We start from the raw sequence: 12445 nt of genomic DNA, 5'->3' as shown, positions 1-12445 counted from the left end.
AATACGTACCCTGAAAATGACGAACTGTTTCATTTTATATTCTTTCAGAAAAACATTACTTATTCTAAAAGAAAACGAACAAAAATGGAATACTTTTTCGAAAAAAAGTATAAGTATGCACAAAAAAAGTCGTTTATTTTTGTATAAACGACTTTTCAAAGGTTATATTTGTAAATTATGTCTATTTCAACAGTCCTTCTTTTTGTAAAAATTCATGTGCTACGTTCTCTGCTGCTTTCCCTTCTACATTCACTTCATAATTCATTTTACGCATTTCTTCATCAGTAATTTTCCCAGCAAGTTTGTTTAGTGATTTTTCAATCTCTGGATATTTTTTTAACGTCTCTTCGCGTAATAATGGTGCTCCTTGATAGGGCGGAAATAACCCTCTATCATCTTCTAGTACTTGTAGACCATATTGCTGTAATTCGCTGTCTGTTGAATAAGCATCAATGACATTTACATCACCAGATTGAACCGCACTATAACGCAATTTCGGTTCCATTGTTTTTAAATTCGGAAACTGTATATTATATAGCTTTTGTATTCCTTTATATCCGTCTTCTCTATCTGCAAATTCAAGTGTAAATCCAGCTTTCATTTGAGAAGAGACGTTTTTCAAATTAGAAATAGTCTTTATGTTATACTGCTCCGCGATTTGTTTTGGCACCGCTAATGCGTATGTATTGTTATATTTCATTGGTTTTAACAGCTTCATATTATATTTCTGCTCCATGCCATTTCGCGCCTGTTCGTATACTTCTTGACGATCTGTACTTTTTGGTTCTTCTTTTACGAAAGTTGATAATGCTGTTCCTGAAAATTCCGGATAAATATCAATTTCTCCAGATTTTAATGCTTCAAATACAAAAGATGTTTTTCCAAAACCTGGTTTTGTTTCTACTTTTAAATCGGTATCCTGTTCAATTAATTGTTTATACATCTGAATTAAAATTTCCGGTTCTGAACCAAGCTTACCAGCAATTATGATATCTTTCTTCTGTGTACTCCAAAGAAAAGGTGCGATTATGATTACAACTACAGCAACTGATGCAACAGCTATTCGCCTTGGTGAATATCCTGCATGCTCAATCATGCGTAGCACTCCATCAAAGAACAATGCTAATAGTGCAGCTGGAATAGCACCTAACAAAATAAGAGCGTGATCATTTCGATCAATTCCAAGCAAGATAAGCCTTCCTAATCCCCCGCCTCCAATTAAAGCAGCTAATGTCGCCGTACCAACAATTAGTACCATTGCTGTCCGAATCCCTGCCATAATAAAAGGCCAAGCAAGTGGTATTTCTACTTTCCATAATCGTCGCCAGCCGTTCATACCCATCGCTCTTGCTGCCTCAATAAGAGATGGATCTAGTTTGCGAATACCTGTATATGTATTTCTTAAAATAGGAAGCAATGCATAAGTAACAAGAGCGATTATAGCTGGAACCTTTCCGATACCAACTAATGGAATTAATAACCCAAGAAGCGCTAAGGAAGGAATGGTTTGCATCACAGCAGAAGTACCAATAATCCATTCAGCAATGCGTTCTCGTCTTGTTAACAAAATTCCAAGCGGAACCGCGATAAGAACTGCGAAAAATAAAGCAATCAACGAAATTTGCAAATGTTCCAAAAGAGCACTTAACAGTTCCTGTTTACGCTCTTGCATCGTCTGTAATAATGCTGACACTGTCTATCCCCTTTCTTTCATTTGATTTACTATGAACGATATGTTGACTTGTTAATGTACCAATATATGTACCATTTTGTTCGATTGGTATTTCTTTTTCATGTTTTAAACGAAGTAAAGCATCTTGCAAGGTAACTTCAGTCGAAAGTGGAGTACCATCAACTCGTTTCCCTTCTTGTGCCAATATGGATACTTTATCCTCTACTTTTCTATTATCATACCAAGTTGATAATCTTGGCTTCCCAATAAATTCTTCTACAAATGCATTTGCGGGATTTTGTAAAATCACTTCTGGCGTATCAAGTTGGACAACTCTTCCATCTTTCATTATACAAATGCGATCGCCAAGCGATAACGCTTCTTGCATATCATGTGTTACGAAGACAATTGTTTTTTGAATCTTTCTTTGCAAGGCTACTAAATCACGTTGCAACTGCTCACGGCTTAAAGGGTCAAGTGCACTAAATGGCTCATCCATTAAAACAATTTTCGGATTAGCTGCAAGTGCCCGCACAACACCAACACGCTGCTTTTGACCGCCAGATAATTCATTTGGCATACGTCCCCTATATATATTAGGATCTAAACCAACCATTTCTAATAATTCATCGACACGCTTTTTAATTTTCGCTTTACTCCATTTGCGCATTTCTGGTACAACCGCAATATTTTCTGAAATTGTCATATGCGGAAATAATGCAATTTGTTGTAATACATAGCCAATATCCCATCGTAATTCATGAATGTTATAATCCCGAATGTTCTTTCCATCAATAAAAATGTCGCCTTCTGTTGTTTCAATTAATCGATTAATCATTTTCATTGTTGTTGTTTTCCCGCACCCACTCGGGCCAATCAAAACAAAAAATTCCCCTTTACGAATCTCTAACTGTAGAGAGTCTACTGCCTTCGTTCCATCATCAAATGTTTTTGAAACGCGTTCAAATTGAATCACATACACAACTCCTTTTTCATTCTCTCTTCCATTCTCACGGAAATTTAATCTTTTTTCAAATGATTTGTGTTTTCAAAATAAAAAAGAGCTCTATTTTGAGCTCTAATGATCCACTAAAATTGTTTTCATAATAGCAGCATATTCACGTATATATGCCTTTTTCTTCGAACGCTTTGGCGTTGATGCAGCAAGTGATTCCATCCTTATCCCTAAACGATTTGCAATAATTTTTGTTCGGTATAAATGATAAGTGTTGCTTACTACAACGGCATGCTTCACATCATATAAATCAATAGAAAACTTTATATTTTCATATGTACTTGTAGAACGATCTTCGAGTAAAATTCGTTCTTTTTCAATACCGTTTTCCATTAAATAACGGCACATACTAAGTGCTTCTGGAATATCCTCATCGTCTCCTTGCCCACCAGATACAACTACTTTTACTTTTGGATGCAAATGTAAATAACCGAGCGCTACGTCTAATCGATTTTGTAGTGCTAATGATGGTTTATCCCCAATTAATCTTGCGCCTAAAACTAAAACATATGGCGCTGTATGACTTACTTTTTCATTGGCAGTTTTCTTAATGCGGTATGTCATATACACAACGTATAATGGCGGCAATAACAATAGTAATAATAAAAACCATTTATTCATATAGCAGTTCTCTCCCTTTCTCCTTTATTATATAAAAGAAAGGGATTATGCAGAAGTACTTTATCTTGTGGTACACACTTGATTTCAAAAAAATCCCCACGTTCTTCCTATTAACTCTTACCCACATGGAACGCCATTTTTTTAGATATTCCACAATGTTCACATGAGTTAAAAAACACCACCAAAATAATGATATTTTTTGTCCAACTGGGAGTAACAGAAAGAATTGCTTAGCAAAGTTTAGGTAGCTAATAGAAGGGAGTGGCTTAAAAATGCTAATTTTTCTCCATAACCATTTTTCAAGGGTATCCCCTTAAAGATCAGATCCATCTTTCAGGAACATTCGTGTTATTCAGGACTATTTCTGGCTGCGCTGCATCTCCTGCATCTCCATATAACTGCGCATCTGTCGCATATATTCGGGTGCGTCCATCGGGTTCCCGGCGATCATTTCAATGATACAAAGTCTTTCGGCACGTTCCTTTTCAGCTTGGGTTATAGCTTGATCAAGCTCTCCATAGGTCCGGACCGTAACGGTAAACGCGTTGCCTCCAAAGACTTCAGCCAGCTTGGTATAAGACCATCGAGGGATTTGGTTGTACTTTTGATTCTCTGTTTTGACATTCAAATATTTCTCGATTGTATAACCATCGTTGTTCAAGACAAAGATTATGGGCCTGCAGCCGTAATAGAGCATGGAACTGATCTCCTGGGCTGTTAGTTGCAAGGAGCCGTCACCTGTAAACAGCAACACTCGACGTTCCGGTGCGGCGATAATGGCACCGAACGCTGAGGGGGTTGCGTAACCGATGGATCCCCATCCTCCTTGCCCAATATATGTTACATTGCTCGGCAGTCTCACCTCAGCCATTCCATTGTAGAACGTCCCTGTCTCGGCAATCACAATATCACCTTCTTTCAGCATGCGCTGAAAAAGAGGATAATAGCCGGCCGCCATTAGAGGCTCTTCGGCACTAGCTGTGACTTGATCGTAAGGGAATAACAAATTTCCTGCCAAACCTTGACCTATGTAACCCACCTTCTGCACTGCAAGCAGCATGTCGGCTGCAAAAACATTCGGATATTCCGCCTCAGCGACCTTGACCATGTCCGGTTGAATATTGACAGTCACCAGCGGGTTCAGCTTTGCGGTAAAATTCGCAGTGTTGGTGTCCGCCCATAACATGCCGACCGCAATGATACAGTCTGCATTTTCCACCGTACTTTGGACTTCAGAACTTCCGAAAGAACCTAGGTACATTCCGATATAATTTGGATGGGTTTCGTCGAATGCCCCCTTCCCAAACATCATCGTCACAACAGGCACATTCATAGCGTCAGCCAGCCGTCGAACTGCTGTCTGAAGGCCAAAGCGCATTGTTTTGGCATCCACCAGGATAACTGGCCTGTGAGCACGCTCTAGCAGCCGACGGACGTGATTCGCCGCAGCTTGAAGGGTTTTTAGGTTGGACGTTGGACGCGGCGGCATCGGCTCTTTTCGGGCATTGATCGGCTTGGTCACTATATCATCAGCCACAACCAGGTATACCGGCTTTTTCTTTTCCTTAGCAATGCGAATCGCAGCCGGAATTTCAATCTTGGCGTTTTCCGGCGTAAGCACCGCGATATAAACCGTAATTTGCTCATACACCTTGCGGAAGACATCAAAATTCCCATCCATTAGGGTGTGGTGCATCAGCTTGTGCTCCTTTTGATCCTTCTCAGGAGGCGCACCCACAATGTGAATGATTGGCACATGCTCGCTGTTGGCTCCCGCTATCGCATTGCAGGCGCTGAGCTCCCCGACCCCGAAGGTCGTAATAAGAGCGGACATGCCTTTGATTCTTGCGTAGCCATCCGCAGCATAACCTGAGTTTAGTTCGTTCCTTCCATTTATAAACCGGATGCCATTATACCGCTCCAGAGCATCAAGCAGTGTAAAATTATAGTCCCCTGCGACGCCGAAAATTTCGGTAATGCCCTCCATCTTCAAGCAATCGAACAAATACTGGCCAACTGTTTTTTGAGCCGTTCGGCTTGTCGAGCCAGAGCCGCCCTCCGCCATCATGTTATCCATCTCTCACTCACTCCTTATCCATTTCTTGGGCTTGTTCTGTGTAATAAGCACCCTTTTAATAGTTCCCTTTCATTGAACAGGTTATCCGGCATACAGAGCGATGAGCGATCTTCTGTGCGTTATATCCTTTCATTATTTTGTTCAAGTAATGGCAAAAGTAAGGCGTTGACGAAATGATATTATAAAAAAAAAGATAGTAGGGATGATCAATCCTTACTATCTTTACTGTTAATATTTATATGTCTTTAAATTAAATCCTCGCTATTTTTCTAGCCTTGACGCTGCCCTGCATTTTGGGCATTGCGTGCTTTCTTTGAAGAAGTATGATCTTGCGTTTGATTTCCTTTATGCTTAGCAGAACCTAATGCTTTTGTTTTTCCCATATGATTTCACACCTTTTTTAGAATGTTACATCTATATGATGTGTATTAGATTCGCCACTATACAACCGTTTTATTGGTAATATCAACTCGTTCTTGTCGCTGCACTTTCACATACAAAAATCCCATACTCGCCGCGCCAATTAATAATATGCTCAGTGCATAAAACGGAACCATAACACCAATTTGGGACACAAATGTTGTAAAAACAAGAAGAAGAATGACGCGTACACCTGTACCAACAAACCGAAATAGACTATCAACACGTCCGATTACTTCGTTTGGAACTTGTTCCATCATGAGCACATTGCGTGCAACACGTGTACCAGCGTTTCCAATCGCCATAAAAATAGCAAGGCCATATAATAAAAAGACTGATGGTTTTATAATCATTACGGTAATTGAAATTGTATAAATGAACATCGTTACTACAATTGACACTTCTGTTTTTACATATTTCATAAGAATGGGAATACCAATTCCTGCAAGCATTGCACCGATACCGTACATCATTCCTTCCGTACCATATACGGATCCACTTTCCTTTAATACATCCGAAATGTACACAGGCATTAAATAATTTGTCATCATAACACCGATAAACGGCATATATGTCGCAAATAGAAACCAAAATAATTTCTTTCTTTTCTTCATAAAATGAACGCCTTCAAAAATTTGCTTTGTGAATGGTTGTTTTCCGCTTTCTGTACTCTGTCTTGTATAAGGAATAAATAACAATAATATAAACGCGCCTACATATGCTAACATATTGATGAATAAAATCCATTTTACAGCAACAATTGTAATCATAAAACTTGCAACTGCACCAGCGATAACTTGTGTCAATTGTCCTTGTATTTCCATCGTTCCACTTAATGATTTATAATGCTCCGGTGCAAATACTTCTTGATTAAAGGCGAAAATGTTCGGATAAAATACTAAATAATAAAATGAACCTATTATATACAGCACAATGTAATGTATTGTTTCATAGGAATGACCTGTAAATCCCCAACATACCATAATACCGACCGCAATTGCTCCAATGGCTTCATTCACTAAGAGTAGCGTTTTACGAGAAAAACGATCAATACAATGTCCAATAAACGGTGTACACAAAAACATGACAAGTGTAGATATAATTGAAATATAGCCAAACATTGTATTTCCACCTGGTGATGTTACAAGTAGCCATGAAATCGTAATCATCGTAATGCCGGAGCCAATGGCCGATAAGCTATTGGCTCCAAGAATATAGTACAACCGAGAATCACGGTAAAGAGATGACATATTAATCAGCTCCTAACTGTTTTTTCAGTTCTGGAAAGATGCTCATATATCCTCTCAATTCTTTTAATAAATCCGCAATAAGTGGTTTTGCATCTTCACCTAGTTCTTCGTTCTCTACATGAAGACTATCAATGACAACTTGTTTCGGAATGACATTTGCATATACACCTCTTGCAACAATGCGCATACTATTTAATGCATTTATACCGCCTTTACCGCCGCCTGCAACTGCAAGAAGTCCAACCGGTTTATGCATAAACTCGCTACTTCCAAGAAAATCAAATGCATTTTTCAAAGCACCGCTCATTGCATTATGATACTCAGGTGTGCATAGTACAACACCATCCGCTTCTTTGACAAGCTGCTTTAACTTTGTTACTGCTTGTAATTCATATTGAGAATTTTCTCCGTTATATAATGGGAGTGCCTCAACAGCTAAATCATATAATTCTCCATTATAAGTCTGTGCAATATGCTTTGCAATGACACGAGTTTTACCAGATTTACGTGGTGTACCGTTAATTACAACTAGTTTCATGATTATTTCTCTCCCTTATTTGAATTTCTATGTTTATCTTATCAGAAAATTCCCTCTTATAAACCGTAAAAAAGACGGAAAGCGATTGAGAAAATAGTATGAAAAAATAAAACAGAAACTCATACTTTCGTATGAGTTTCTGTTTTATTTCAATTACCCCTTCTTATACAACACCATGTTTTACCGCATACAGGGCTGCTTGCGTTCGATCATCTACATTTAATTTAGCAAGAACATTTGAAACATGTGTTTTTACAGTTTGTTCTGTAATATGTAATTCTGCAGCAATTTCCTTATTACTTCTTCCTTTAGCGATTTCACGCAGCACTTCTTTTTCCCGCTTCGTTAGCATAGATAAACTATCTTGTTTTATCTCAACTGTTGCTTGGCGTCCTAATAAAGCAGGCGTTACTTTCGGATGGAAATTAGCATTCCCTTGATAAACTGCAATAATGGAAGCTACAAGTTGATCCGGTTGTACTTCTTTTAATTGATATCCATCTGCACCTGCTTCGAGTGCTGGAAGAACATAATCTTGTTCTGAAAAACTGCTTAACATAAGTATTTTAATAGATGGATCATATTGTTTCATGCGCTTCGTTGCTTCGATTCCATCCATTTTCGGCATCGACACATCCATTAATACGACATCAGGTCGTTTTTGTTGAATAAATTGCAATGCCTCTTCTCCATCTCCCACTTCACCAATAATGTCAAACTCTTCTTTTGTCTTTAAAAAGAAAACAAGACCTCTTCGTACAATGTGATGATCCTCTACAAGTAACAGTCTAATTTTCAATGAAATTCCCCTTTCAAATGGGTAATTGAATCCCAATTTTCGTTCCTTCTCCCGGTTTCGTTTGAATATGAAACTTCCCTTTCATTAACTCAATACGCTCTTGCATATTTTTCAAACCAAGCGCAGAATCTCTTACTTTTTCTTTCATAAATCCTACTCCGTTATCCTCGATTTGAAACTTCAACATATTGTTTTCAATTTTTAAATGTACAAATACTTTTTCGCAAGATGCGTGTTTTTTACAATTATGGAGCGCTTCTTGGCTAACACGCCATAGCATTTCTTCTATTTCATCGCTTATCGAAATAACTCCATCAATTCGCATCGTTACATGGATACCAAGTAAATTCCCATAATTCTGAATTGCTTCAGCAAGACCTTTTTCTAACCCCTCAGGTCGTAATTGCCAAATTAATAATGTCATCTCTTGCAGTGCCTCTTGTGATAACTCTCCTATGTACCTCAACATCTCTTGTAGTTCTTTATCCTTCGTCATATCAATCGTTCCTCTAGCCGTTAACATAATTGAAAAGAGAAGCTGTTTGACAGAATCATGTAAATCACGTGCTAGTCGATTTCTTTCTGCCACTACTACGTATTTTTGTTCTTTCTCAACCAACCTAATACGTTGAATCGTTGTCCCAATTTGAAGAGCAATCGCTTCTAACAAAGCTAATTCTTCTTCTGAAAAATGCGTTTTATGAGGAGAAGCGACATTTAATAATCCAAACTTTTCCTCTCCTGCTTGAAGCGGAATCGTCGCATGATGAGTAATACTCTCTGTTTCTCCCCATTCAAATTCAACCGCATCTTCAATTCGCTTACATTCAATAATATTTGTTGCTTTTTGCAAACGTCCAGCAACAAATCGATCAATACACCAACAATCTCCTTCACACATTGGTTTCTTTTCTTCCCATATAAGTGCTGGTGGCAAATTTGTATCCACAAGCATTCGATGTGTTCCTTTTTCATCAATAAAAAAAATCCATCCTGTTTGCAAATTCATAACTTGCAATAGCGTATGTAGTACTTTTTCTAACATTTTCTGCAAATCAGTCGCTTCATTTAATAACTCGGCAATTTCTTTTAACGCTTGTAATCGATGCATTTGTTTTTTATTTTCATTCATGTTCCATCACCATTTCTTATTATAACATCAAGAAAATTTCAAACACTAAAAATAAACAAAAACTTCTATAATAAAGGAATTCAAAAAAGTATGGAGAATAACAAAAAAGGGAATTTATACCACAAAAAATTTTTCAACATTAAAACAAGAGAAGAAAGGTGTTAAGAATTTGAATGTATTGAACAAATTAATTGAACAAGCTAAAAATCCACAAGGTTTTGTCGGATCATCTATGCTATGCATTATGAATGTGGCTCATACCAGTATGACAAAATGGGCTTTAAGCAACATTGAAATTAATGAACATGCGAACGTGCTCGATATAGGTTGCGGCGGAGGAAAAACAATACATACTCTCTCGAAAATGAATCCTTACGGAAAAATATACGGCATAGATTATTCGGAACAGGCAGTAGAAAACTCTATCAAAACAAATAAAAAAGATGTGGATTCAGGAAAAGTTCTTATAAAACAAGCAAGTGTATCTTCTATGCCTTTTTCAAATCACTTTTTTGATATGATTACTGCATTTCAAACACATTATTTTTGGCCAGATTTAGAGAATGATGTAAAAGAAATATTTCGTGTGTTAAAACCAAATGGCTATTTTATCATCGTGGCTGAGCTCTATAAAATAAAGTATCATATGACATACTTTAAAACAAAAGAAGATATAGAAAAATTACTAAAAGAAACTGGGTATAACAACGTGGTATTTCATGAATATAGAGGATCGATTTGTATAGTTGCAAGAAAATAGCAAAACCGCCAGAATCCTTATTTTTCTGGCGGTTTTGTCCTCTTACTTTACTTCAGCTTGTAAACAAGACTTTAAGTGCTGTAATGCAAATTTATGCCCTTGGTCATTAAATGACGCAACTGCCTTTTCGTATACGGCAATACGAAATCCCTTGTTATAAGCATCTACTGCTGTATGTAACACACAAATATCTGTGCAAACACCAACAAGATGCACTTCTTGTATCCCTCTTTCACGAAGCTTAATTTCTAAGTCCGTTCCAACAAAAGCGCTGTACCGTGTTTTATCCATGTAGTATACATTTTCATTATTTTTGTATTTTTCGTATACATTTTGCAATTCACCGTATAAATCTCTTCCTTTTGTTTCTGCTATATTATGCGGTGGAAATAATCTAGTCTCTGGATGATAAGAATCATTTTCTACATGTTTATCAACGGCAAACACAACATAATCTCCAGTTTCAATATGCTGCTTCGTTATTTCTACAATATACTCTTCTATAACTTGCGCTGGTTTTCCACATGTTAGTGCCCCCTCTTCTGCTACAAAGTCATATGTATAATCAATATTAATAAGTGCTCGTTTCATCTTTTCTCTTCCTTTCGTTTCACATTAAACAATAGAAAACGTGTTATAACGACGACTTATTACAGATTCGACATATGTTATAACAATCCCTATGAAAACAAAAAAAACCTGCTTCTAGAGCAGATTTCTTTTACTGTGCTGGTTTATTTTCAAACTTCGCCTGGGCAAAGTTAATTACTTTTCCATTTGGATCATTATTTTCATACTGGATTGCTGTTACGGTATGAATACCTGGTTGTAATGTCTTTTCTTTTAATGCAATTATCGTTTGTGTTAGTTCGATTACTTGATGCGTTTCTTCAAATTGTTTATCAACATATACAAACACTTCTTTATCCTGTTGGAAATTTGCAAGTTCGATTTCTACTTGTTGAATAATCGTATCTTTTTTGATAAATACTGCAGGCACATTCCCATTTTCTGATGTACCATCTGGCGTAGTAACTTTCACTTTTCCTTCACCAACTGAAGTGATCCCTTCTGGGAATGAAGATTTACTTTCTTGCTGTGCATGAACAGTTTGTTCTTGCCGCGTTTCTTCCTTTACCTTCTTTTCTTTTGTTACTCCGCAGCCCACTAACAACATAACAGATAATCCAGTGATTATGAATTTTTTCAAAATCCATTCCCCCTGTATCTTAATGTTAATTTATTATATAAAAATAATTTTTGAATATATGCATCTATTTGAAACACTTTCTTAAACAAAGCATGTTACTTTACACAACTTACTGTACCATACTTATCCCTCTATTATCATCATTATTTCCACAAGAAATTTTTAGTAAATCCTTTTCAGTATTCTTTACAGCCTCTTAATTATATATTTCCTTCATTTCTACATGAAAAATAATCTTAGTCCATACAACTAAGATTATTTCAACGTTTATCTCTATTAATAGAAGTCTTACTTTATTTAATAAATTTTGTAATTTCCGCTACCTCTTTTCGAGCTAACTTTTTCGGCTGATCCTTTGGATGGCCTAATGAGATAACCATATTAATTTGTTTATCAGATCCAATTTGTAAATAGCTTCTTAGCTCCTCCTGTGCTAATAACACCGGTCCTGTCATTGGACATGTACCAAGACCACGAGCATGGGCTGCGAGCATTAAGTTTTGTGCAGCTAAACAGCTGCTTTTAATTCCTTCTTCTTCCCAAATAGACTCTGGAACAAATTCAATCGGATCAAAAATCTTTTCACGAAACTTAGACTGATATGGCGTTGCTAAACAAATGATTAAAACAGGCGCATCTGAAAAAGCTGTTGCGTATGGTCCAAAAGAACGAGTCAATAACTTCCCTGCTTTTTCTTCCCCTTTTTCTATTGCCTCTACTGCTCGTTTATGTAATGCATTCCATGTCATTTCTTCTATGTCTTTGATTTTGTCACGATTCATAATAACGACAAATTCCCACGTTTGTGAATTTGTATCACTCGGTGCATATCTCGCACAATCAATAATTTCTTCGATATCTTCCACAGAAACGTCTTGCTCTGTAAATTTACGAACGCTACGGCGTCCATGAATAACCTCTTTGAATGCTTGATAATCCATATAATTCAAA

At 37.0% G+C, this 12445-nt stretch carries 12 protein-coding genes; 1 reads left to right on the top strand and 11 read right to left on the bottom strand.

The annotated features are described in order from the left end of the window. Nucleotides 1-181: 181 nt before the first annotated feature. From AB1284_RS08815 to AB1284_RS08780, 8 genes are all read right to left on the bottom strand, one after another. Nucleotides 182-1672 (bottom strand): ABC transporter permease/substrate-binding protein, encoded by a 1491-nt coding sequence (locus tag AB1284_RS08815; RefSeq protein WP_429754316.1) that lies wholly within the window; start codon nt 1670-1672, stop codon nt 182-184. Next, entirely contained in the window at nt 1659-2648 is a 990-nt protein-coding gene (locus AB1284_RS08810) for an ABC transporter ATP-binding protein (RefSeq protein ID WP_429750076.1), read from the bottom strand. Before AB1284_RS08810 ends, AB1284_RS08815 begins: the two co-directional genes overlap by 14 nt. A gap of 102 nt (nt 2649-2750) precedes the next feature. Further along, nucleotides 2751-3308 carry a YdcF family protein gene (locus AB1284_RS08805; RefSeq protein WP_429750078.1) on the bottom strand — a complete coding sequence of 186 codons (558 nt, stop codon included), beginning with the start codon at nt 3306-3308 and terminating at the stop codon, nt 2751-2753. A 358-nt stretch (nt 3309-3666) separates the two neighbouring features. Then, nucleotides 3667-5385, bottom strand: a complete 1719-nt coding sequence (locus AB1284_RS08800) for an alpha-keto acid decarboxylase family protein (RefSeq protein ID WP_429750080.1) — start codon at nt 5383-5385, stop codon at nt 3667-3669. Between the two features lie 440 nt (nt 5386-5825). After that, a complete protein-coding gene (locus AB1284_RS08795; protein ID WP_429750082.1) occupies nt 5826-7055 on the bottom strand; it encodes an MFS transporter in 1230 nt (409 codons plus the stop codon). A 1-nt stretch (nt 7056) separates the two neighbouring features. Then, a complete protein-coding gene (locus AB1284_RS08790) occupies nt 7057-7593 on the bottom strand; it encodes an NADPH-dependent FMN reductase (protein ID WP_429750083.1) in 537 nt (178 codons plus the stop codon). Between the two features lie 163 nt (nt 7594-7756). After that, entirely contained in the window at nt 7757-8392 is a 636-nt protein-coding gene (locus tag AB1284_RS08785; RefSeq protein ID WP_429750085.1) for a response regulator, read from the bottom strand. Between the two features lie 13 nt (nt 8393-8405). Then, on the bottom strand, nt 8406-9524 hold the full coding sequence (locus tag AB1284_RS08780; protein WP_429750087.1) for a histidine kinase: 1119 nt from the start codon (nt 9522-9524) through the stop codon (nt 8406-8408). A gap of 169 nt (nt 9525-9693) precedes the next feature. Between AB1284_RS08780 and AB1284_RS08775 the strand changes: the two genes are divergently transcribed. Beyond that, complete coding sequence (locus AB1284_RS08775; protein WP_429750089.1) at nt 9694-10284, top strand: class I SAM-dependent methyltransferase; 591 nt, start codon at nt 9694-9696, stop codon at nt 10282-10284. A 42-nt stretch (nt 10285-10326) separates the two neighbouring features. Here AB1284_RS08775 and AB1284_RS08770 read toward each other — a convergent pair whose 3' ends face one another. The 3 genes from AB1284_RS08770 to AB1284_RS08760 all read right to left on the bottom strand — a co-directional run bounded on the left by AB1284_RS08770 (nt 10327) and on the right by AB1284_RS08760 (nt 12435). After that, complete coding sequence (locus AB1284_RS08770; RefSeq protein ID WP_429750091.1) at nt 10327-10875, bottom strand: cysteine hydrolase family protein; 549 nt, start codon at nt 10873-10875, stop codon at nt 10327-10329. A 130-nt stretch (nt 10876-11005) separates the two neighbouring features. Further along, on the bottom strand, nt 11006-11494 hold the full coding sequence (locus tag AB1284_RS08765) for a hypothetical protein (RefSeq protein WP_429750092.1): 489 nt from the start codon (nt 11492-11494) through the stop codon (nt 11006-11008). A 293-nt stretch (nt 11495-11787) separates the two neighbouring features. Then, complete coding sequence (locus AB1284_RS08760) at nt 11788-12435, bottom strand: nitroreductase family protein (RefSeq protein ID WP_429750094.1); 648 nt, start codon at nt 12433-12435, stop codon at nt 11788-11790. Between the last annotated feature and the right edge of the window lie 10 nt (nt 12436-12445).

It is taken from the genome of Bacillus sp. S2(2024), assembly GCF_050474045.1.
Taxonomy (GTDB): domain Bacteria; phylum Bacillota; class Bacilli; order Bacillales; family Bacillaceae_G; genus Bacillus_A; species Bacillus_A yunxiaonensis.
This window is presented reverse-complemented; position numbering and strand designations above follow the sequence as displayed.